The organism is Leptospira biflexa serovar Patoc strain 'Patoc 1 (Paris)' (assembly GCF_000017685.1).
Taxonomy (GTDB): Bacteria; Spirochaetota; Leptospiria; order Leptospirales; family Leptospiraceae; genus Leptospira_A; species Leptospira_A biflexa.
On sequence record NC_010602.1, the window covers coordinates 164,474 to 187,537 of the forward strand.

The 23,064-nt window shown below is 38.3% G+C and carries 24 protein-coding genes; 11 read left to right on the forward strand and 13 right to left on the reverse strand.

The window, feature by feature from the left end:
* Positions 1–51: 51 nt before the first annotated feature.
* Genes LEPBI_RS00830 through LEPBI_RS00845 form a run of 4 tightly spaced genes read right to left on the reverse strand, consistent with a single transcriptional unit; the run spans position 52 to position 3,594 of the window.
* Positions 52–582 (reverse strand): tetratricopeptide repeat protein, encoded by a 531-nt coding sequence (locus LEPBI_RS00830; protein ID WP_012387203.1) that lies wholly within the window; start codon positions 580–582, stop codon positions 52–54.
* Complete coding sequence (locus LEPBI_RS00835) at positions 582–1,703, reverse strand: vWA domain-containing protein (RefSeq protein WP_012476076.1); 1,122 nt, start codon at positions 1,701–1,703, stop codon at positions 582–584. The genes LEPBI_RS00830 and LEPBI_RS00835 overlap by 1 nt, the downstream gene beginning before the upstream one ends.
* Before the next feature lie 44 nt (positions 1,704–1,747).
* Positions 1,748–2,374: an NUDIX hydrolase gene (locus tag LEPBI_RS00840; protein WP_012387205.1), complete on the reverse strand. Its 627-nt coding sequence runs from the start codon at positions 2,372–2,374 to the stop codon at positions 1,748–1,750.
* Positions 2,374–3,594 (reverse strand): ribonuclease D, encoded by a 1,221-nt coding sequence (locus tag LEPBI_RS00845; RefSeq protein WP_012387206.1) that lies wholly within the window; start codon positions 3,592–3,594, stop codon positions 2,374–2,376. The genes LEPBI_RS00840 and LEPBI_RS00845 overlap by 1 nt, the downstream gene beginning before the upstream one ends.
* Before the next feature lie 41 nt (positions 3,595–3,635).
* On the opposite strand from LEPBI_RS00845, the gene purF reads away from it, so the two are divergent.
* The 10 genes from purF (at position 3,636) to LEPBI_RS00895 (ending at position 13,036) form a co-directional block, all read left to right on the forward strand.
* The gene (purF, locus tag LEPBI_RS00850) at positions 3,636–5,063 is read left to right on the forward strand and encodes an amidophosphoribosyltransferase (RefSeq protein WP_012387207.1); all 1,428 of its coding nucleotides are present in this window, start codon (positions 3,636–3,638) and stop codon (positions 5,061–5,063) included.
* Positions 5,063–5,437, forward strand: a complete 375-nt coding sequence (gene queD, locus LEPBI_RS00855; RefSeq protein ID WP_012387208.1) for a 6-carboxytetrahydropterin synthase QueD — start codon at positions 5,063–5,065, stop codon at positions 5,435–5,437. Before purF ends, queD begins: the two co-directional genes overlap by 1 nt.
* Positions 5,438–6,184 carry a 7-cyano-7-deazaguanine synthase QueC gene (gene queC, locus LEPBI_RS00860; protein ID WP_012387209.1) on the forward strand — a complete coding sequence of 249 codons (747 nt, stop codon included), beginning with the start codon at positions 5,438–5,440 and terminating at the stop codon, positions 6,182–6,184.
* 16 nt (positions 6,185–6,200) lie between these two features.
* A complete protein-coding gene (locus tag LEPBI_RS00865; RefSeq protein ID WP_012387210.1) occupies positions 6,201–6,815 on the forward strand; it encodes an SGNH/GDSL hydrolase family protein in 615 nt (204 codons plus the stop codon).
* A gap of 61 nt (positions 6,816–6,876) precedes the next feature.
* Positions 6,877–8,259 carry an MBOAT family O-acyltransferase gene (locus LEPBI_RS00870; RefSeq protein ID WP_012387211.1) on the forward strand — a complete coding sequence of 461 codons (1,383 nt, stop codon included), beginning with the start codon at positions 6,877–6,879 and terminating at the stop codon, positions 8,257–8,259.
* Between the two features lie 8 nt (positions 8,260–8,267).
* On the forward strand, positions 8,268–9,395 hold the full coding sequence (locus tag LEPBI_RS00875; protein WP_012387212.1) for a DUF1574 family protein: 1,128 nt from the start codon (positions 8,268–8,270) through the stop codon (positions 9,393–9,395).
* A gap of 193 nt (positions 9,396–9,588) precedes the next feature.
* On the forward strand, positions 9,589–10,377 hold the full coding sequence (locus LEPBI_RS19355) for a PA domain-containing protein (RefSeq protein ID WP_012387213.1): 789 nt from the start codon (positions 9,589–9,591) through the stop codon (positions 10,375–10,377).
* Positions 10,378–10,665: 288 nt separating this feature from the next.
* Positions 10,666–10,956 (forward strand): NAD(P) transhydrogenase subunit alpha part 2, encoded by a 291-nt coding sequence (locus LEPBI_RS00885; protein WP_012387214.1) that lies wholly within the window; start codon positions 10,666–10,668, stop codon positions 10,954–10,956.
* The gene (locus tag LEPBI_RS00890; protein ID WP_012387215.1) at positions 10,956–12,353 is read left to right on the forward strand and encodes an NAD(P)(+) transhydrogenase (Re/Si-specific) subunit beta; all 1,398 of its coding nucleotides are present in this window, start codon (positions 10,956–10,958) and stop codon (positions 12,351–12,353) included. The genes LEPBI_RS00885 and LEPBI_RS00890 overlap by 1 nt, the downstream gene beginning before the upstream one ends.
* Positions 12,354–12,364: 11 nt before the next feature.
* Positions 12,365–13,036, forward strand: coding sequence for a response regulator transcription factor (locus LEPBI_RS00895; RefSeq protein ID WP_012387216.1), 672 nt, complete (start codon positions 12,365–12,367; stop codon positions 13,034–13,036).
* Positions 13,037–13,221: 185 nt separating this feature from the next.
* Here the strand turns inward: LEPBI_RS00895 and LEPBI_RS00900 are convergent, their stop codons facing one another.
* From LEPBI_RS00900 to LEPBI_RS00920, 5 genes are read right to left on the reverse strand one after another with little or no spacing between them, the layout of a single operon-like run.
* Complete coding sequence (locus LEPBI_RS00900; protein WP_012387217.1) at positions 13,222–14,235, reverse strand: tetratricopeptide repeat protein; 1,014 nt, start codon at positions 14,233–14,235, stop codon at positions 13,222–13,224.
* 1 nt (position 14,236) lies between these two features.
* Positions 14,237–15,865, reverse strand: coding sequence for a cytidylyltransferase domain-containing protein (locus LEPBI_RS00905; RefSeq protein WP_012476077.1), 1,629 nt, complete (start codon positions 15,863–15,865; stop codon positions 14,237–14,239).
* Positions 15,840–17,390 (reverse strand): spiro-SPASM protein, encoded by a 1,551-nt coding sequence (locus LEPBI_RS00910; protein WP_012387219.1) that lies wholly within the window; start codon positions 17,388–17,390, stop codon positions 15,840–15,842. Before LEPBI_RS00910 ends, LEPBI_RS00905 begins: the two co-directional genes overlap by 26 nt.
* A complete protein-coding gene (locus tag LEPBI_RS00915) occupies positions 17,390–18,439 on the reverse strand; it encodes a putative peptidyl-prolyl cis-trans isomerase (protein ID WP_012387220.1) in 1,050 nt (349 codons plus the stop codon). Before LEPBI_RS00915 ends, LEPBI_RS00910 begins: the two co-directional genes overlap by 1 nt.
* 12 nt (positions 18,440–18,451) lie before the next feature.
* Positions 18,452–19,666 (reverse strand): aspartate kinase, encoded by a 1,215-nt coding sequence (locus LEPBI_RS00920; RefSeq protein ID WP_012387221.1) that lies wholly within the window; start codon positions 19,664–19,666, stop codon positions 18,452–18,454.
* Between the two features lie 102 nt (positions 19,667–19,768).
* Between LEPBI_RS00920 and LEPBI_RS00925 the strand changes: the two genes are divergently transcribed.
* Positions 19,769–20,704, forward strand: a complete 936-nt coding sequence (locus LEPBI_RS00925; protein ID WP_012387222.1) for an acyl-CoA desaturase — start codon at positions 19,769–19,771, stop codon at positions 20,702–20,704.
* Positions 20,705–20,712: 8 nt separating this feature from the next.
* Here LEPBI_RS00925 and LEPBI_RS00930 read toward each other — a convergent pair whose 3' ends face one another.
* The 4 genes from LEPBI_RS00930 to LEPBI_RS00945 are packed head-to-tail and all read right to left on the reverse strand — an operon-like array spanning position 20,713 to position 23,054.
* Positions 20,713–21,222 carry a hypothetical protein gene (locus tag LEPBI_RS00930; RefSeq protein ID WP_012387223.1) on the reverse strand — a complete coding sequence of 170 codons (510 nt, stop codon included), beginning with the start codon at positions 21,220–21,222 and terminating at the stop codon, positions 20,713–20,715.
* A 2-nt stretch (positions 21,223–21,224) separates the two neighbouring features.
* Complete coding sequence (locus LEPBI_RS00935; RefSeq protein WP_012387224.1) at positions 21,225–21,533, reverse strand: LIC13255 family lipoprotein; 309 nt, start codon at positions 21,531–21,533, stop codon at positions 21,225–21,227.
* Positions 21,530–22,066, reverse strand: coding sequence for an LEA/WHy family protein (locus tag LEPBI_RS00940; RefSeq protein ID WP_012387225.1), 537 nt, complete (start codon positions 22,064–22,066; stop codon positions 21,530–21,532). The genes LEPBI_RS00935 and LEPBI_RS00940 overlap by 4 nt, the downstream gene beginning before the upstream one ends.
* Entirely contained in the window at positions 22,056–23,054 is a 999-nt protein-coding gene (locus tag LEPBI_RS00945) for a zinc-binding dehydrogenase (RefSeq protein WP_012387226.1), read from the reverse strand. The genes LEPBI_RS00940 and LEPBI_RS00945 overlap by 11 nt, the downstream gene beginning before the upstream one ends.
* Positions 23,055–23,064 lie beyond the last annotated feature (10 nt).

Here is a 23,064-nt window from a genome sequence, read left to right on the forward strand (position 1 = left end):
AACGTGCCTAGTTTATTATCGGAGATCCCTAGGGCAATATTTTCGTAAAAATTACTTATTTTTACTCTCTCCTAAAATTTCCATCTGAGTCAGTTCTAATTCTGCTTCTTGAGCAATTTTACTGGAATACGTATTTTTGATAATGTCCTGAAAAATCTGATATGCCTTATCTTCTCGGCCCATACGCACATAGGCTTTACCAGAGATTAAATAAGATTCGAGACCTTCTTCTGTATTCGGATATTCTTTATAAATTTTCAGTTCATTTTCGGCAAGGGCTAAAATGTCGCCAGTCATTCGGTAATTGGCGCTCAATGTTTTCCGGACTTCTCGCGTTTTGGGATGTCCTGGGTATAGGATCAAAAAACTTTTGCAAGTTTCCACTGATTGGTAATGGTTCCTATCTTCTAAAAATTCCTTGGCCTTTTGGAAAAGTAAGTCACCTTGTTTGTCCCTCTCTTTGGCAAAAACAGTTTGTGTGGAACGTTCTGCTTGGAGGGAAAGAAAAGATCCCGTTCCAAAGAAAATAAGGAACAAAAGTCCAAACGAAAAACCCAGCCATTGTTTAGAATTCTGTCTCATTACCTATCATTTCGGTCAAAACCCGGTTTCTCGTGAATGGGTTTTTCCACAGATAAGGCAATAATTTTGGGAACTCCCGACATATCCCAAAGTTCTAGGGATGATTTCAGCCGTTTTCCAGTGGGAAGCGACAAAACGAATCGACCCTTTCCCTCTTTCCCTTCCTTTAATTCCACCAATTGTTTGACTGTGTCTCCCATCCTTCGTTCTCTCAGCGGTGGAATGGGAAAACTCCTTCGTTTTTCTTCCTCAGGGTAGAGGTACAGTTGGATCATGTATTGGGTGGGATGTGTTGCCGAATATTCATAATTGACAATGTATCCATTTTCAGATCCTTCCTCATACGGAAGGATGCTCACAATTTGGATCATCCCTTGGTTTGGGAGAGTCGGAATCGGAGCCACTGGAGAAACCTTCACTGGAGGAGAGAGTGATGGAATTGTCGATTCTTTGGTTTCCAGATGGGCAAAAATCCTTTGGAAGGAACGGTCGTAGTCTTCTGGCGTTTTGAGCGGAAAATAATTTCCATCCCCAAGGATCGAGAGTCGTTTTAAGTCTTCTTCCCCTTTGGGATCAATGTCTATGCCTAGGATCTGCAATCGAAATTTTTTTCCTGATTGTCGTAAGTTGTACAAAACTGATTTTGGGTCCCCTTCACAACTTTCCACACCATCGGATATGAATATAATTTCAGTTTCCAATTGATCACTCAAAAGGTATTCACCTACGACTTGTAAGGTTTGGGCAATAGGAGTGGAACCGGCTGGCACAATAGTCGTCAGTTTTTGACTCACAATGGAGGCTCCCCCCTTTTGGATGGGGTGGTAGAGTCTTGCTGATTGACATCCTGCAATCCGATTTCCATAGGCGACAAGTCCCACACTGGCATCTTTCGGAAGACCACCTAACACCTGTATGAGTTTTTCTTTGGCAACCGCCATCCGAGTTTTTCCATCCCATTTTTCGGACATGGAACCACTGGCATCTAAGATGAAAACATAACGTTTGTTATGATTTGATTGGGGTAAAAGTGAAAGGTGTAAAAAGAATAGGACAACAGGAATCAGAAGAAAAATAATTTTGAGTGGGAATTTCCCACACCCCACCATCTGAGATTCCATTTGTTTTCGCACTTGTACAAGATCGGCGAAAAATCCATTTCCCCTTAGAGGGATTTGGGGTCCAAATATGGCGGTTTTGTGAGGTTTGGTTGCACAATTTGGGGAGATCGATCAAATGGAGAGTGTTCTTTTAAGAATCGTAAGATCATCTCACACGTGGCACCCCATAAAAGACCATCTGGTAAATCAAAATAATAGGCAAAATGGTTTGGTTCTCGACCTGGGATTTGGATCGCATAAAAGGGTCTCGTCCAAAGATCAGAAAATGGTAAGAGGATGATCCTTTCCACTTCGTCTTTGTTTTGGGAAAAAGTAAAATCACCATCATACTTTGCCAAAAAAGGGGTGATGTGAAACCCAGTGCGAGTGTGTAATCCTTGTAATTTGCCTAAAATATCGAGCGCAGTTCGTTCCACGCCCATTTCTTCTTCCCATTCCCGAAGGGCAGTGACAAGCAAATTGGGATCAGATGTTTCCATCACTCCCCCAGGAAAGGAGATTTGTCCTGGGTGACTTTTTAAGTGTTTGGCACGTTCTGTGAGAATGATCCCCTCTGCAGTTTCTTTGGAACCAAACAGAGGAAAGATGACACCGGATTTTGTTTCCGATGTATCAGGGATTGCATCGAAGTCCCTTGAAAGTTGATTTACAAAGGACTGGTAGGGTAACATCAACCCTCGTCTTTCGAGTTTTGGTTTTGTTTTTTCCTACGTTTGGCTACAAATGCTTCTTTGGAACGGATGGCAACCAATCGGTTGATCATCGAATCAAAAGGGAGTCCTTGGATGGCAGCAAGTAAACTTGGACCATAGTTTTGTACTTTCCAATCAGAGAATACATTCAGGGCTTTTAATTCTTCTAAGTTTTTAGGAGCTGCTCTTAAAACAGTGATGAGTTGTTTATTGGATGGTAAAAGAGAATGTTCCATTCGTCTAGCACGCATAATGCGAAGACGCCATTTTTTAGCGTTTTGGAATTTATGATTTTCATCTTCGTTTAAATCTTCCCCATGTCGTTTGGAGAGTTCCGAAGTATCAATAGGATCATTGTATTCCGCAATGAGTAATTTATAAATCTCAGTACCATCTTTTTTTCCAAACCATTCAATACATTTTTCTTCGTTTGGTTGTTCTTTGACTGATTGAGATAATCTGTCATTATTAAAGACGCGAAAACTTGCTTTGTTGATTCGTTTTGCTTTTTCATCTCGGTAACGAAGTAGTTCTAAAATTTTTCGACGTTCGAGAGGGGTGAAATTGAGAATGTCAGGAAATTTTCCAAGGGAAAATCCTTCCCCTTCCTTGGCTACGTAATCTTCCGAAGCAATGAAATCAAATTCAGACTTGGCTTCATCATACAAAGACCTGCGTTTGAGATCTTCTTCCATTTTTAACCAAATGGATTCTAAATAGGCTGTGTCGAGGGCGGCATACTTGAGTTGTTGTTTTTGCAGAGGGCGAATTTCCCAATTGGACTTTTGTTCCACTTTGGAAAGGGTTACCTTGTGGTAGTGTTCCACAACAAATGACAACGAACTTTGTTCCAAAGACAATAATCGAGAGCTGATCATCGTATCCGCCGTGTTCACAAATTTGAACCCAAAGTCACGTTTGAGGGCTTTGATGTCATCTTGTGCGGAATGGAAGATTTTCAGAATATTGGGATCTTCAAACAAAGGACCCAAAGCTGACAAATTTGTGATTTTTAGCGGGTCTATGAGGTAGTTTTTGCCATTGGAATTGATCTGAATGAGACAAACTTTGGGATAATATGTGTAATAACCCGAAGACTCTGTGTCAATCGACATGATTTTGGACTGCCTTAGATTGATCAGGGCCAAATCCAAAGCTTTTGCTGTATCGACGAGAATATAGTTGGAATTGATTTGCATCTAATTGGGATTATGGAAATACTGCAATTGTCATTCTAACAATGATTCTCCAATCTGACAAACCAAAAGAAGAATGTGCCATATACGGCATCTACAATAGCAAGGAAGCTGCTAATTTTACCTACCTAGGTTTGTACTCAATGCAACACCGAGGCCAGGAGTCCAGTGGGATCGTATCCACCGATGGTTCCCACTTATACCGGTATGCCAATATGGGCCTTGTGGCAAATATCTTCACCCAACCGAAGATCAAAGAGCTCATAGGGGATGCGGCCATTGGCCACAACCGGTATTCCACAACGGGGGCGAGTTTTTTACGAAATGCGCAGCCCGTCCGAGTGGAATCTCACTTGGGACCTGTGGCACTTGCCCATAATGGAAACCTTGTCAACTCTTGGGACATCCGAAACCGGCTGGAAAGGGATGGATCCATCTTCCAAACCACCATTGATTCGGAAGTGATTGTCCACCTGATGGCGAAAAGCCATAAAACAGACCTACTCGAAGCTCTCTGTGAATCTCTTGCCCAGGTGCGAGGGGCCTATTCGTTGTTAGTATTAACTCCTAGATATCTAATCGCGGTCAGGGATCCGAATGGGTTCCGACCACTTGTCATGGGGAAACGATCTGACGGAGCCATTGTCTTTGCATCTGAAACTTGTGCTTTTGACATTACGGATACAGAATATGTGAGAGATGTGGAACCGGGGGAAATGGTTGTCATCGACCATACAGGCATGCGTTCCCTCTACCCATTCCCCAAGGCAAAACCAAGTCTTTGTATTTTTGAATATATCTATTTCGCAAGACCTGATTCCTATATTTTTGAAGAATCTGTCTACAAAGTGAGAAAGTCTCTCGGTCGCCAATTAGCGCGTGTTATGCCAGTTGAGGCCGATGTAGTCATACCAGTCCCAGATTCCGCAAACATTGCCGCCCTTGGTTACAGTGAAGAGTCCGGGATCCCTTACCAAAGTGGATTGGTTCGTTCTCATTACATAGGTCGAACCTTTATCGAACCGGACCAAAAAATCCGAGACTTTGGAGCCAAAATCAAATACAATGTGGTAAAGGAAGTTGTGAACGGAAAACGAGTGGTCATCATCGACGACTCGGTAATGCGTGGAACCACAAGCCGTAAAATCATCAAAATGATTCGAAATGCTGGTGCCAAAGAAATCCATTTTCGAGTGTCCGCACCTCCAACGGTGGCTCCTTGTTATTATGGAATCGATATTCCAACTCACAAAGAACTCATTGCATCAACCCATAGCATTGAGGAAATCCAGAAATACTTACGTGTGGACTCCCTCGCCTACCTTACGTTAGATAGGATGCACAAAGCAGTGGAAGGCCACAAAGGTGGTGGATTTTGTGATGCTTGTTTTACATCCAATTATCCAGTAGAATTCCAAGACCACGCGGGAAACCAAAAGTCACTATTTACGGAATACGCAACGGAAGAGTGATGGAAGAGATCGAACTTTCCAAAACCTTTGGTTTTGAAGCTGCCCATTTTTTACCGAATGTTCCAGAAGGACACAAATGCAAACGGATGCATGGCCACAGCTTTCGTTTTGCAGTGTATTTAAAGGGTGAAATTGATCCCCATACAGGTTGGATCATGGATTTTGGGGAATTAAAATCGATCGTAAAACCAATCTTAGATGAACATTTGGATCATTATGTATTGAATGATGTTCCTGGTTTAGAAAATCCAACCAGCGAAAACATTGCTGTTTGGCTTTGGAACCAACTGAAACCAAAACTTCCCTTACTCGATAAAATCACATTGTATGAAACTTGCACGAGTTCTTGTGTGTACAGGGGTCCAAAAAAGTAAATGGTTTCCATTCTGGATTCCTCTTTCAAATCTAAAACTGAAAAGAAAGGTGCCATCGTACTTCTGTCAGGTGGACTTGATTCAACGACTTGTTTGTATTTGGCTGCCAAGGATTTTGGATATCCTAAAAATAAAAAATTACCACTCCTAGCTCTTTCCTTTGATTATTCTCAAAAACATAAAATAGAGCTGACCAAAAGTAAAAAAATCGCAAAAACCCTTGGGATCAAACATGTGATCCAAAAATTGGATCCAGGATTTTTTTTAGGAAGTTCTCTCACTGAATCAAAAATTAAGGTAAGGAAAAACGCCAAATCACTATTTAGTGGTGATGAAACAGAAATTCCGAATACCTATGTTCCTGGACGTAACATTCTCTTTTTATCTTTTGCTTTATCACTCGCAGAAGGGCATGGGTATGATTCGATTTATATTGGAGTGAATGCACTCGATTATTCAGGTTATCCTGATTGTAGACCTGAGTTCATTGATTCCTTCCAAAAGATGGCAAACCTTGGGACGAAAAAAGGGGTGAGTGGGACAGGGGATTCGATCCAGATCAAAACACCTCTCCTTCATTTGGGTAAAAAAGAAATCATCGAACTAGGAATGTCAGTCGGAGCTCCTCTAGGACTCACACATTCTTGTTATGATCCTGTGAGTGGAAAACCATGCGGCAAATGTGATTCTTGTATTTTACGGGCCAAAGGATTTTTGGAAGTTGGTTTGAAAGATCCGGCGTTGTGAAGGATAAAAATACGAAATGCGCAAATTGGTTCTCCTCATCCTCTTATTACCATTTGTACAATGCGATAAAACCAAAACATCGAATGATATGTTTCTCATTGGAATCTTCCGACCAACATTAGGGATGTTTGGTGATAGTATTATGGCATTGTGGCCAGCTGAAGAACAACTCAAACCATTTGTTGTTGTTAAAAATGCATTTCCTGTAAGAAAATCTTCCGATATTCTCTATTCGATCCAAACTGACCAATCCAGGTATCATGCATGCATTTATAATGGAGGAGTGAACGATTTTTTAGGAAATTTCTCCCCAAACCAGCTGGCAATTGAATCTACAGTACAAAATCAAATCCAGGCACTCACGTCACTCCAAGGCAAATGTGATCATATTCTCGCGATCAATTTTTGGTATGTTGAATTTCCTTGGCCAACGGAAGCTGTGTTGAGGTTGAATCAATTGATGAAGGAAAGGATCAATTTTGTGCCACGTTTGGATACAGAGGTTATGATCAAAAGCTCAGATTTATTAGATGGAGGTCATCTAACAGATAGAGGTTATCAAAAACTCGCTGATAAAACTTTGGAACATTTTGAAACCAGGATTCCTTGGATTGATTTTTTACCCAGATGATAAAATGTATTTACTTAGGCTAAGGTAATTCCGACTATTAACTAATTATTGGGATACCACAGTGTTATTTAACTCATTTGTATTTGTCGTATTTTTTGTATCATTATATACCATCTATTGGCAACTGAATTCTAGATTTCAAAAACTGACCATTTTAATTGGCTCCCTAATCTTTTATGGGTATTGGGATCTTTTGTTTTTGTGCCATTTTCTCTTAATTGTTTTACTCAATTACGCATTTTATAAGATCACAAATTATAAATTTAATAAGATTCAAATTACAGGTATTCTTGTATTTAATTTATTAAATTTAATCTTTTTTAAGTATTTTTACTTTTTAGTAAATATTATCAAAGATTTGTTTGGATACCAACAAATTACAGAAGTAACTTCTTTTTTACCGAACATAGTGTTACCTCTTGCGATTAGTTTTTATACCTTTCAAATTTTAGCATTTCAAATTGATGTATATAGAGGAAAAATTCAATCATCAGTATCGGCTATAGATTTTACAATTTTCATTATGTTTTTTCCTCAATTGATTGCCGGTCCAATCATGAGGCATACAGATTTTTTCAAACAATTACACAGCAAAAAAAGATTTTTGGAGCTTCCTTTCAATGCAGGTGGTTACCTCATCTTGTTGGGTGTTTTAAAAAAAGTTATTGTTGCGGATAATATTTCTCCATTAATCGAACCATTCTTTAGCCATCCTGAAAATTTTAATTTTTTAAGTGCTCTTTTGTCTGTTTATGGCTTCGCAATCCAAATCTATTGTGATTTTTCCGGATATTGTGACATTGCACGAGGTTTGGCATTATTGCTTGGATACGATATTCCCGTTAACTTTAATGCACCTTACTTTTCTACTTCATTAAAAGAATTTTGGCAAAGGTGGCATATCACCCTTTCACAATGGTTGCGTGATTACCTTTACATTTCGTTAGGTGGAAATCGATTTGGAAATATTCGAACTTATTTTAATTTAGTAGTCACTATGGTGTTAGGTGGTTTGTGGCATGGTGCGAACTATACTTTTTTAGTATGGGGTGCATTACACGGAATGTATTTAATAGTAGAAAGAGTTTTGACAACTAAGAAAGAAAGTACTACATTTCATTTCGTTAAGCTAGCAAAAGGAATCATTGTATTTCATTTGGTCTGTTTTGCGTGGTTATTTTTTAGAATTGAAAGTATTCAAGATTTTCAAACTATTTATCACAATTTAATTCAGCAATCTGGAATTGATATTGCTGAAATTCCAAAATTGTACCGATTGATCGCGATTGGTTTTTTGCTTCATACGTATGAGTATTTCCAAAGAAATGTAGCGATACAATTCAAATATAGAAAAATGTTTTTGCCTAGTTTAGCGATCATATGCGGTATACTAGTGTTAACGTTAACTTCAAATTCATCTCAGTTCATATACTTTCAATTCTAGGAAAAACGATGAAATTAAAAAAATTCCGCATTTTATACTTATTTTTGTTATTTTTTGCCATTGATAAATTGGTTTTGATTCCTTCTGTAAGGGCTTTTTTGACAAGTGAAGAAGTTGGAAATCCATATATTGAATCTTTTAAAAATCTTAATGCAGATTATTTAAATGACGATCGATATAAAGACAAAAAGAAAATATGGGCATTCGGAACTTCCCGATCTTTTAGTTTTTATCAATATGCTTCCATACCTTATATTCAGAATTCAGAATATATCTCTAACCAACAAAAAAAGGAACTAGAAAATTATAAGGTTTATACTTTCGCAGCACCTGGTTCCAATCCATTGATCTATTTTACACGATTCAATCAATTGTTAGAACAAAACTACAAACCCGATCTTGTATTTTTAGAAGTTTCCGCTTTTTCATTTAATAAAAACAATCGTTTTACCAATATTACCTTGTTAGAAGGGGTTCCATTGGAATTCGCCATGGCACATTTTAACGAATTACCAAATGATTTTGCCAAAGAATATTTTTTCTCCCGATTATTTAGTTTGAGTCGTTATAAAATTTCTACAAAAGCGATTTCTGCCAATATATTTGGAACAAAAGATAAAAATATGGAAATGTTAAAGAATTTTTTGCCAGCTAACTCTGGTTCTGTTGATCCATTTGCAAGTGCTTTTGATACAAAAACCAATCGGGAAGAATATCCTTATAGTCCAAATAACTTCAATGATTTTAAGAATTATCCAAATAATGATATGGATAAGTATGTCAAAGTATCAATGTTAGTGGATGTTTTAAAAAAGGAATTTTATGGAAATTTTACAGATAATCAAAACAATTTCCAATTTTTATCAAATATCATCAATCGATGCCAAAAAGAAAAAATCCCTGTGGTTTTATGGATCCCAAAGGTGCACAAAGAACTCAATGATTTTTATCATTCAGCAAATTTTTACCCTCAATGGAAAATGAAAATCCAAACGTTAGCAGAGCAAAAAGGAATTCGGTTTATTGATCTGAATGAAGATGGCAAAATCAAATGCGATTATTTCAATGACGCCGCTCATATTTCTGGAAGGTGTTTGCCAGAGATCGAAGCAAATGTTTTAGGAATTCCTAAGTAGTCTGAGTAAATGGAAGAATAATGATGTTTTTTTAATTCAATTGATTTTTGGGAAAAAAATTTCAGAAAACCGCTAAAAACGTTCTAAAACATCCGAAAAAACGTAATTAACGTTTTGTGAAATTGACAGAACCTTTAAAATCATTGCTAAATCCATCGGTATTTCCATTCATCTATGTTAGGTGGAAATACAAATGAAAACGTTTATTTTAATTATTATCTCTTCACACTTGTTTTTTGTGAATTGTGAAACTGCAAACAAAGAGAATATAGGTATTGTATTAGCTTTACTGAATGCTACATCTCCTTCCAATACTGGAACTGAAACAGGTAGTGGAAACAATAGCGTAACCGTAGATTTTGCTTATTCAATGAGTGATACAGGTGCTGGAATCCCAATCTCTATCACACCAACTAGTCTACAACCTGCGACGGGACTGAATTTTTCAGTTTCTCCTAGTTTGCCTGCAGGATTAAGCTTAAATTCAGTAACTGGTGCGATTTCAGGCACACCAACTTTGTATGCAGCAAAAATTGATTATGATATTACTGGTCAAATCAACCAAAGCTCTAAAACATTAAAAATCAATTTTGGTGTGAGCCAACTGACAAATGATCGACTGAGTGAAACCATACCTTCTCGGCCCATTGGACTGAATTTGACCTACAATGTGACAGGTCAGCTGATACAGGCCAACCCAATTGATGCATGTGCAGCGATTCAAAACAATGTTACTGGAAAAGTGGTTTTAGTCCGGAGAGGAACCTGTGGCTTTCAAGATAAAGTGTTAAATGCACAAACTGCTGGAGCCATTGCAGTCATCCATTATGATAACAACGTATCAAACAATGTACCGATCGTAAATCCATACCCAGATCCAAATTTAATATCAATTCCTACCACAATTATCTCAGGTAATGCTGGAACAGATTTAGTTGATAGCTTAGCAACGTTTAACACCAATGCGACGCTCCGAAGGTAGCGTTGATTGGATCTAGTTTGATCTTTTAAATCTCAAAACCTATCTCGGCCATTTGCTTGGCCTTGATTCGTTATCTGCCTTTAAGACCCAAAATCTGATAAGAGCAAAATCGCACGTCTGGAAAGTCATTCTTTGGACAAACTCATTTTGATTCCATTTTCGATTTCGGAATCAGATTCTTTTGCTTAGAAATTTGATTCAAAATGTAAGTTCTGGCATTAGTTTACGGAAAATTCCCTAAAATTTTGTTTCCAAAATGGCCATTTTTTCCATAACTACTACTAGTTTATGGAAATATTTGTTACAGCCGTCACGATTTTCGTCCTCGCGATCTTCGTGGGATTTGAAATCATCACAAAAATCCCTCCCATCCTCCACACCCCACTTATGTCGGGTTCCAACGCCATTTCCGGCATCACTTTGATTGGGGCACTGTATGCCGCAGGGATCCAAGAGAGTAATATGACCAAAATTTTAGGATTACTCTCGGTAATTTTTGCCACTATCAACGTTGTGGGTGGATTTCTTGTCACTCATAGAATGCTTGGCATGTTTAAGAAAAAGGATGCACCAAAATAATGGAACTCATTAGTATTTTAAATCTCGCTTACCTCATAGCATCCATCCTATTCATCGTAGGAATCAAACAACTCGCGCATCCTAAAACAGCAACTCGAGGAAACTTCCTTGGTGCCCTTGGGATGCTCATTGCGGTTGTTGCCACACTTTTTGACCGAGAAATTTTATCGTATGAGTGGATTGCGGTTGGGGTTCTCATCGGTTCCGTAATTGGGATCGTCCTTGCGATCAAAATCCAAATGACTGCGATGCCACAGCTTGTTGCCGTATTAAACGGATTTGGTGGTATCGCTTCCGTTTTTGTCGCTGGTGCAGCATTACAACTCTCTATTCCTAAATATCAGTACGCAGTCAATTACCAAGAAATTGTATCGATCGTGTTTTCCGCCATCGTAGGTGGGATCACCTTCTCTGGAAGTTTTATCGCTTTTGGTAAGTTACAAGGTTTTATCACAGAAAAAGCAGTTCGTTACCCAGGTGACCAACTGGTCAAAATTCTCGTAGGACTGACAGCAGTAGGACTCGGTGTTTACGGATGTTTGGAACCAACTGACGAATCGATCTATTGGATTCTCAGTGGAGTCAGTTTATTTCTTGGGATCTTCCTTGTGATTCCGATTGGTGGAGCTGATATGCCAGTTGTGATTTCACTCCTCAACTCCTATTCCGGTATCGCTGCATCTGCTACAGGATTTGTTCTCAACAATAATGTTCTCATCATTGCAGGATCACTCGTTGGTGCATCTGGAATCATTCTTACACAAATTATGTGTAAAGCGATGAATCGTAGTTTGACGAATGTTCTTTTTGGTGGATTCGGGGCTGTCGCTACAGAAATGAAAGATGATGGCGATTTTTACTCAGGTAAAGTGAAGTCAACGAGTGCCGAAGAAGTGGCAATGTTACTCGATGTAGCAAGAAGTGTAGTGATTGTTCCAGGATACGGAATGGCAGTTGCACAAGCACAACATACCGTGAGAGATTTATACCAATTACTCACTGCTCGTGGAATTGATGTTACCTTTGCAATCCATCCAGTTGCAGGTCGTATGCCTGGTCACATGAACGTTTTACTTGCAGAAGCAGATATTCCTTATGATCGATTGAAAGAGATGGACGAGATCAATAGTACTTTCGAAAATGTTGATGTTGTGATTGTGAATGGTGCCAATGATGTAACTAACCCTCTTGCAAAAACAGATCCAAAATCTCCAATTGCTGGAATGCCGATATTGGATGTTGGAAACGCAAAAACGGTAGTTGTGATCAAAAGAAGTTTGAGTCCAGGCTTTGCTGGAGTTCCTAATCCATTATTCATTGCTGACAACTGTTTGATGTTGTTTGGTGATGGTAAAAAGGCAACGCAAGAAATGATCGCAGCTTTAAAAGAATCTTAGAGTCGGAAGTTATGAAAAAACAAGTCTATATCGTTGATGACCATCCTCTTGTAGTAGATGCACTACAAAACCTAATTGCTAAATCGGAAGATTTAGAGTGTATTGGAAGTGCAGATAATATTGAAAAAGCATTTAACGATATAGAACAAATGCAACCGACATTGGTTCTGATTGATATCCAACTCAAACAAAACCAAAATGGTTTGCAACTTTTGAAACGTCTGAGGACAACATTTCCAAATATTGCCGTCATCATTATCAGTATGTTGACGGATGATACTTTTGTGGATCGTGCATTTAAATTAGGTGCGATGGGTTATGTTTTCAAAGAAGACACAACCACACAAATTGTAGAAGCAATCCATACCGTTCTAAAAGGTGATTATTTCGTGAGTTCATCCCAAGCGACAAGGCTCCTTGGGCATCTGTATCGTGCATCCCAGAAAGACGAAAAGGATCCAATCGATAGATTGTCCAATCGTGAATTGGAAGTGTTTCTCATGATTGGAGAAGGTATGCCGGTGAAAGAAATCGCAGCCAATATGGGCCTTGCCCCATCTACAATTGAAACCCTACGATCTCGAATCAAATCGAAACTCAGCATCACTGAAAACGAAAAATTGATTCGTGTAGCGGTTGAGTGGAAGTATACCCAAGCCAAAACTGATATTGTCGTTTCTTAAAAATAAATCCAATTCGTTTTAGAATATAATTTTGATCGATTAACTTCTGAATGGAATTGGAATTGATTTCTGAACAAATCTTCAATCCGAATCTGATTCATTAAAATTTTAACAGAAATGGTTGTCTTACTTACAGAAGGACTTCGCCATTTTGCAGACCTTAGACAGTTTGGAAACGTATCCCATTAGTAACGCAATTTAAAATTATGGTACAACAAATCTTTTCCTTCACGGGAAGAGAGTAACATTCTGTACGCTTCTGCAATTTTGGATTCATTTTGAGATTGTTTTTGGATGAAATGGAAAAAATCATTAGCTCTTTCATCAAAACCTAAATTGAGAAGTAAGTTTAAATAAAAGCTTTGATCATATTCGTCAGCAAACGGAGAGTAGGCGATAGGCCGGAGCAAATTCTCAGCTTCTCGCCATTTACGCATTTCAAAATAACAACGTGCATATACTTTTTTTTCTCTCCAACCAAGAGCTCTTGGATTTTTTAAATAGGTGAGAGATTTTTTCGGATCTTTGTCCATTAGATAGACAACCCGGCCCATTAAATGGGAAGCTAACATGTGTTTCGGATCTTGTTCCAAAATAGATGTGAGTTCATTTTTGGCTTTCTCCACTTGGTTCAGTTCCAAGTAGGTTTTTGCCAAAATCAGTTTGGCTTCATTGTAATTGGCTTTGTATTCTAATGATTTGTTTAAGGACGAGATCGCATTTTGAAAGTCTTTTAGAATATAGTAAGAAAGTCCTAAGTTATAATGATAAAATGGATTGTAAGGAGAGATTTGGTTGGTTTCGAGCCATGTTTCTTTTGCTTCTGCCCAACTATCTTCTTGCGCATAAATCATTCCTAAAAGGAAACTAGCAGCCTCATGGTTTGGTTCTTTTTTTAATGCCTTATTCAAACTTTCTTTGGCTTCTTGCCATTCCATTCTGGTATAGAGCAAACTTCCATTCAGATAGTCGTATTCGGCAAAGGGTTTATAAACTTCTGTTTGGATTTTTTTCCATTCCGCATCTGCCAAAACAAACTTACCATACCGAAGTGCGTTGATGATATTACGACTTACCTTTTCGATTTCAATCTTTGCATTGATCTCAATCGATTCCTGGTCTTCTGCATCTGCAGAAATGGAAACTAGTGAAAGGAAAAGTAACAGGAAAAACAGTAGAAAGGTTTGAGTTTTTTTCATATCAATTTGGAACAATGGTATTTAACCAATTTAAGATTTGTTTATGGGCATCGCGAACATAATTGATTTTCTTTGTTTCCGTTTTGTTCGGAAACGTTTCAATTTTAGAAAGATCTGATAACTTACCAACATAAGGGATGCCTAATTCTTTTTCTGCATAACGACCTAAAGTATCATGGATTTCTGAGATTCCAATCAATGATACTTTTTTGCCTTTCACAACGGCTTCCATCATCGTTTGCCCAAAATAAGTCAATATCCATTCGGATGAGTCCATTTCTCTCAAAAATTCCAGATACGAAATCCTAGGGATAAAGTTGATATTTGGATCCTTTGGTTTGGTTCCACCAATTCGAAGTACAAATTGGAATATGGGAGTTTGGGAATCATTAGAAGTGTTAAGGAATGGTAATAGGTAGTTGTCAATTTGTTCTGATTGTTTTTCTTCCAATTGTCCAGCATAAACTAAAAGTTTACCTGGGATTTCTTTTTGATTACTTTTGAGTTCTGATAGTGGCGAACTGAAATAAGAAAGTAAATTCTGATTTTTAATCGGATGAGAAGGATGGGGTAGAAAAAAAATAGCGTTTAGATTGTTAGGTGGATGGTTAAGGTTATCGATGTAAAACGTATTTTGAATTGGAAATTCTGTTTCTCTTAGATCCAATATATGCGGAATTTCTGATTCTTTTTCATCAAAATGATCCATCAATTTGACTGCATATCCATTGATTTGTAAAAAAATAGATAAAGACTTACAGCGTTCAAAATGTCCGTATCCATAAAAACTCGGGTTCCCATAAAGAATGTTCACTTGTTTCTTTAAATTTTCATTTTTAGGTAAATCAAAAATCACTTGCTCCACATTGGCATTGATATCAAATAAATTTGGATTGGTTTGGAATAGTAGGTATACCTCATCTGCTCCAAAGTTAGGATTCTTATCTCCTAAAGTGTTCCAAATATTACAAATCAATTGATAATCTTTCCATTCATCTACGGTAATCCGAAGTTTAGAAATTTCTTTAAACTGTTTTTGAAACATTGAATCGTTTCGTTGTAAATGAGGAGGAGAAAGACGATATTGTTTATGGATATCTGGAAATTCTTTTATATGCAACGAAACATGTTCCTTGTGCCGTTCCAAATTTGTACTATCTGACTCGTAAAACAAGGACTCTGCAGAAAAACATTCTACTCCCATTCCCAGAGGAAGGCCTAGCATTGATAAACTATAATAAGTATCTTTAATTTCTAAAACGGCCTCATATAGATACCGAATGGAATCTATATCAATAAATGGATTATCAGCTGTTAGCCGAAATATGTGTTCTGCCCCAAAATGTTTGCTAGCCTTTCGGAATCTATCTCTGACATCCAATTCGGAACCGCAGAAATAAAGGTAACCTCGTGAATTTAAAAATTGAATGGATTCCTCATCAGATTCTGGAATCAAAAATACGATTTGGTTTTTTTCAAAGACAGTAGAGAGGCGGCGATGGATATGATCCAAAAATGTAGAATTAGAACCTTCTGGTATTGGTTTTAGAATTTTTTTAGGAAATCTTGTGGAGCCAAGTCTTGCCTGGATGAAGGCAAAACTATTATGCGTTGAAGGTGTACCACTCATCACAATTCAAACACGGAGCGGGGATTAAATCATGTTCACCGTTGAAACTATGGCGAAACGAATCCAATCCTTTTTTCCAAACTTCAGACAAAGACTCAGAGAGAAGATTACCGATCATTTCTGTCTGGTTTTGTTTGCAAATAGAAACTTCACCAGATACGGAAAGGTAAATATCACGAATTAGGTGCCAACAAAAATCTCTATGAATCGGTGTAAGGTCACTCACTCTTCGTTCAGGCAACTTCCCAGCAAAACGATTGTATTTTTGTAAGATGATTTGAATCCCTTTTTTCTCAAAAAAAGTAAAGTAAGGATCAATTTCATCTTCCACTTCTTTCATTTTAATCATTTGAACATAAAGAGAATTTTGAGGAAGGATCTTCGAAAGTGAGTCAATTGATTCTAATACTTGAGATAGTTCATTTTTTCCATACAAAGATTGGTATGTATCTTCTTTTAATGTGGTTACATTGGTTATGATACAAAGTTTTTCTTTGAGTTTTGGGTCCAAATCATTGATGAGAGAAAACAACTGATCCACATTTTTGTACAAAGCTGTTTCAATGATGAGTTCTTTGAGTTGGGAAAGTGTGAGAATTTCTTTGACTATGGCAACAAAATTTGGATGTAAAAGTGGTTCCCCATTTCCTGACAAACTAATGGTGATAGGAGAGGTTAATTCATTCTGGAATCGATTGATAATTTGTTTTGTAACATCTAACGATACAAAACTTCCATCATTTGATTTATCTATAAACTCGCGTGGACAAAATACACAGGCGAGCTCGCATCCTTTATAAATCTCCCACTCTAAATATGATGGGAAACTGCGATACAATTCAGGGTTTTGTTTTAAAATTGAAAGTAGGTTCTCATAAGGAACATCCTCCGCAATTTTTTGTAACCCTTGGATGAGCATTTTCGAACGAGGGGAATTGAAACGGAAATCCAATCGTAATTGGCGCAGATCAGGAGATTGGAAAAAAATATCCACATCGTATTGATTGATATTCTTTAGAAAAAATGAGTGAATATCGGTTGTTAGATGGTCTGGCAACGAAGTTAAAAATTCTCTAGTGATGACGGTGGGAATGAGTCCTGGTGGAATATTTTCAGAATAAGAATATTGGCTAAAAAAGTTTTTATGACGGTTCCAAATTTTTTCTGTAAGTTTAGGATCTAAGATTGGAGAAATACCGGTAAAATATAAAAAACAAACTTCATCCCATTCTGGATCTTTGAATACAGATTCAGGAAGCAAACTTCCAATTTGTTTGATGAATTCAATTTCAGAAGGTATGGATTCGTAAAATTCAAAAAACTTTGTTTGTGATCCAGCCTCTAACATTGATTTTATTGGCTTCGAAACATTCATATGAATGTTAATATTTGGAAATACTTTATGTAGTTTTTTAAGAAACGAATCAACAAGATTCACATCAAAATTTGATTCTAAAAATGTAAGCGTTGGGCTGTCTAAATAAACAACCGCGAAACTGGGATGATATTCCTTACGGTTTGTCATTAATCTGAATTGTACTTCTCTTCTGGGTTACTGATATTGTGTTCTTTGATATAAATTGGATCAAAGATGGTAATGGATGTATTTTTTCGAGTGGCAACGACCCATTCTTCAAATGAAGTTTGTTCCTTCTCGCGAAACAAAAAACCTTGGATCCCTTTTCGCACTGCATCCAATGGTGTTGGTCTCATCCCTTCGATGTAAACCAAACAATATCGTTTTCTATCGTCACGGAATACTTCCGAAAATTTTCCCTGACCACCAACTTGTGCTAATACGGAAGCAGTGGTAGGTTGTGTTTTATATAATTCAAATGTAGGCACATAATTGACAAGTCCACCATTCAATCTGTAACGAGATTCATTTCTTGGGCCTGAAGCAACAAGTTTGAAAAAGGAAGGATCTTGTAAGGATTTGTTTCGGATTTCGGTGAGTTCGTTGAATAATCGTGATTCTTCTTCGATGGAACCATTGGCCGGAGAAAATACCAGTTCACGAAACTTAAATTCATTCCCCACTTTCGCCTTGTTTTTGTTATACCAAGATTGAACTTCTTGTTCAGAAGGTAAAGGTGGACTGACTTTGATTTGTAAAAGTTGTCCTTTTTTGATTTGGTAGGGAAGGTCATCTAACCAAACATCGTACGGTAGATTAAATTGTGACTGGACGGATTTTTTAAATTGTTCCAAATCACTGATTCCTTGTGCTTCCATCCTCTTTTGGATTTCAGCTTCAATTCGTTTTTCGTTTACTTGAATGGATTCTTCGTCGGCAACATTGTCGACGACGGCTCGGTCAATTAAGAAGTCGATGACCTGTGAATGTAGGGATCCTTTTTTGCGGTAATTTGGAAAAAAGCGAGAAAGGTTTTTGTATCGTTCCACACCTTCTTCATAATCCAAAGTGGATATGGATTTTGGTCCAACGATGGCAAGGACAGCATTCAGCGACTCATAGGAGCCGAGTGGATTTGTAGGGACGGTGAGGGAAACGCTAACAACCGCAGCAAAAATGAAAACGAAATAACGTTGGAATCGAGGTCTCTTTTGCATACGGTCATAAATCTACCCGATAAAGGTAGTGTGTAAAGCTTTTACTGCGTCTTCCGCTTGGTTTTGTTTGATGACACAAGAAATTTTGATCTCAGAAGTCGAAATCATTTCAATGTTGATATTTTTTTCTGCTAAAGATTGGAACATCTTTGCGGCAACCCCAACATGTGATTTCATTCCAACACCCACAGCCGAAACAATCGAAATGTTTTCGTCGATTTCTGCTTTGCCGTTGCCGTGTTCTTTCGCATAAGCTTCTATGATTGGTTTTGCGGCCGTGATATCTTTTTTTGCGATGGTAAAGGAAATGGTATTGATTCCATCTCTTGGTGAGGATTGGACTATGACATCAACGATGACATCCTTGTTGGATAATTGGGTGAAAAGGTCGGCTGCGATCCCTGGTTTGTCTTTTACATCTGCAATGGTAACACGCGCTTGGTCCCCTTTCGCTGTCACTCCGCTCACTTTCATTTTTTCCATAATTTTATCCTCACTCATTACTAATGTTCCCGGTTTGTCATGGAAACTAGATCGTACGTGGATTACCACGTTGTAATTCATTCCTAATTCAACACTACGTGAATGAAGGACTCCAGCTCCAAGGCTTGCGAGTTCTAACATCTCTTCGTAAGTGATTTGTTTGTGCATTTTTGCCGTTGGGATTTTTCTTGGGTCTGCTGTATACACGCCATCCACATCGGTATAAATTTCACATTCGTCAGCACCGAGAGCCGCTGCGAGTGCTACAGCCGAAGTATCACTTCCCCCCCGTCCTAAGGTGACAATATTTTCGTCTTTGTCGATTCCTTGAAATCCTGCAACGATTACCACCTTTCCCTTGTTAAACGCTTCGTCGATCCTAGAACGGTCGATCATTTCAATTTTTCCATTGGAAAAGTTGCCATCGGTTAAGATTTTTAATTGGGATCCAGTAAAGGATTGGGCTGGGACTCCTAACTCATTGAGAGCGATGGCAAGTAATGCGATCGAAACTTGTTCTCCCGTAGAGAGTAACATATCCATTTCACGTTTCGGAGGATTTTTTGAGATTTGGTCAGCAAGGTCTACGAGTTCGTCAGTAGTATGTCCCATTGCAGAAACAACAACGGCAACCTTTTGGCCTTCGTCGTGGTAACGTTTGATGCGTTTGGCCACGTTTTTAATTTTAGTGGTGTCACCAACTGAGGTTCCACCGTATTTTTGGACAACGATTTTCGATGACATGGGTTTATGGACAGGGTAGGAGAGGCAAATCGGGAATCAAGTAGAATGAATTTTTTTGCAACCAATCGAGCTCGGAAGACTCCAATGAGTATAGGTTATTGAATGAATTCTGCATCTTCTTCGGTGGAACCTGTTGTCAAAGAACAGGCACCTTTTCTTTTTCTAGTTTTATTTTTCCTCGTCCAAGCGACTGTCTTATTGGTATTTACCGTCCCGTTTTCCTGGAATTTGGTTTGGGTTGCTGTCGGTTCTTATTTCCTTCGTATGTTCGGGATTACTGGTGCTTACCACCGTTATTTTTCCCATGCCTCTTTCAAAACATCTCGGGTCTTTCAATTTGTTTTGGCCTGGATTGGAGCAATGTCCATGCAAAAAGGTGCCCTGTGGTGGGCGGCACACCATAGGAACCATCACAAATACTCGGATACCGAAAAGGACATCCATTCTCCGAGCAGAAAAGGTTTTTGGTATTCCCATATGTTTTGGTTTTTAAGAGATGATTACAACGACTACGAAGCAAAGCTCATCCCTGACTTTTACAAATTCCCCGAACTCAGATGGCTTGATCGTAACCATTGGATCCCACCGTTAACGTACGCGATCCTCTTGTATGTTGTTGGTGGATGGGGTTGGCTTGTGTATGGCTATGCGGTTTCGACATTCATTTTAGGCCACGCTACATGGACCATCAATTCACTTTCTCATGTGTATGGTTCGGTTCGTTATGAATCGAGAGATACAAGTAAAAACAATGTTTGGCTTGCCTTACTCACGATGGGTGAAGGATGGCATAACAACCACCATTACTATTGTTCGTCGGTGAACCAAGGTTTTTATTGGTATGAGATTGATGTGACCTATTACATCCTGAAAGTACTCAGTTGGTTTGGGATTGTTTGGGATTTAAAAAAACCTCCTAAAAAAGTGTTGGATGAAGGGATGAGTCGTGACCTAACAAAAAAACAAGAGAAGATGGAAGCTTCAAAAAACAGAGCTGAGGCAAAAAACAAAAAGAAAGTGGAAGTCCTATCTGCTTAAATGACTTTTTAAACGCCCAATCGTTTGCGTATGTCTGCTGGGATACTTTGGATCGAATCATATCTCTTTTTTTTTCCACCCGGCAGAGATACATAATAAAAACCATTGATCATTTCTAAAAAATAATCCTCTCCTTTTTCACCTAACGAACGATTATCAAGCTCTTTCACCATTTTTTGGTATTTGGTGGGGAGCAAATTCCAATTCATATAATTGGTGACAACTCCTTGGTCATTGACTGTATAAGCTCCGTCTTGGTGGAGGATTTTTGTACCATTATAGTCAAAAATTTCCATCACCTTTAGGTTGTTATCTTTTGATCCTTTGGAATCTTTTTTGGATTTTCCATCAGCAGTTCGATTGGGATCGTCGGATGAGGGTCCTGGTTTGGATTTTGGATTGGAAGTTGATTCTTTTTTACGTAACTTTCCAAATAAAATTAAAAATACTCCAGCAAGTCCCAGTGCAACAAAAAGAAAAATCTCTGCTGTGGATAAATCAAATAAATAACGTAACATAATTATCGGAAGCTTGTTCCAATCACCTTACATGGATCAGGCGTAAATCCCTCGGTATTCCAACTTGGGCAACTGGTGAGTTCAATTGCCCGAAAACAAAGTTTGGCATCGTCAATTTTGACCCTACCTAAAGCAAGGGAACCAGGTAATTTATTGGCTCCACAGGCAGAGTTTTTGAGAGCATAATTTTCAAAAATTTTTTGATTTCCTTCGGTGGCAGAATAAAACAAATCATCTCGATTTTGGATACAATGGAATTGCATACAACAAACAAACATTAGCAGGAAACGAGGCAAGGAATTTGAATTCATTTTTTCAGTTTGATGCGAGAAACTTCTCGTACAGGAAGAGGTAATTTCCCAAAAACGCTATCCACTTGGACAGTTCCATAAATTTCAAACTCTGCTGATTCCCCTTTTTTGGCGGCTTCTGCAAGATGATTGGCTAAACTCAAAAGTTTGGGAAGGATAGATCCTTTTTGTTCCGGGACAAGTTTGAGAACAACCAACGTTTCCGAATTCGGTTCCACTTCAACAGGGCTCTGGTTTTGGAGTTTTCCAATGTATTCTTTCCCATTTTTGGTCACAAGTTCGATGTCCAAATCAAATTCGTAAATGCTCACCTTCGTTGGATTGGGATTGATCACCGAAATTTGTGGGTATAAATCTAATAAGGGAATCAAAGGAAAACTAGGATTTGGTTTCAGTTCGACTCGAACATCCACCAAATCAAACTTACACGCCTTTAAACTATCTAAATTTTTTTTGGTATCGCTGATACAATGTGAAATTGTAAACGATACAAAAGCCGTGATCCAAAGGAATTGGAAACTTTTACGGACCAAAGACTACCTTCCCTTCTGTCATGTGTTGTTTATAAAATTCTAATCCTTCTTTAAAATCTTCAAACTTAAATCGTTTGTTGATTTTGGTTTGGAAAACTGTTTTTAAATACGTCTGTGCTTCTTTTGCTTGTTTTTGAAACTCTTCCAATCCTATTTCATAGATCCAAGAGGATAACCAAAAACCTTCGATCTTTTTGTTCTGAAACAACATGATTCCAGCATTGACCGCAAATGGTTTTTCTGACAACGCACCGTAACAAACAATTTTTGATCCATAAGGCATACATTCCACAAGGGATTGTGCTGTTTCTCCGGCCACTGCATCGATTGCATAAGTTGCATTTAGCTTTTTAGAAATTTTATATAAATCTTTTTGGTAGTTGGGAGAAGAGGAGTTGAGAATATTTTCTGCTCCAATGGCCAAAAGGTTATCCTCTTGTTCTTTTTTTCGCACAACATTGATTAGAGGGATTCCTTTTTCTTTGCAGAGGCGAACCACCATTTTGCCAAGGGCACTTGCGGCGGCAGTTTGGATCATGGCTCCATGTCCTTCTTTTTGGCAACGAGAGACCATCGCCCAGGCGGTCATTGGGTTTACAAAAAAACTAGATCCTTCGTCCAGTGTGACACCATCCACTAACGGCAAACAGTTGTCTTCTGTTGTGATCATATATTCGGCCCAAGACCCATCATTTTGTGGGGCAACACAAGAGACAGACATTCCCACTTTGAGTGTTTTGATTCCTGATCCGACTGCATCCACGATCCCACTCGCTTCAAATCCTGCAGAAACAGGTGCCTTTTTTTTGAATCCGTACAATCCACGAATGAACATTAGGTCAGATGGATTGATGGGCGAAAGGTGGATTTTGATCCTTACTTCGTTCTCTTTCGGGGTTGGAATTTCTTTTTCACGGAGTTCCAATTGTGGTTCGGATTCATCGTATTTGAGAATGGTGACTGCTTTCATCTCATCCCATTCACTCATGTAAAATCTG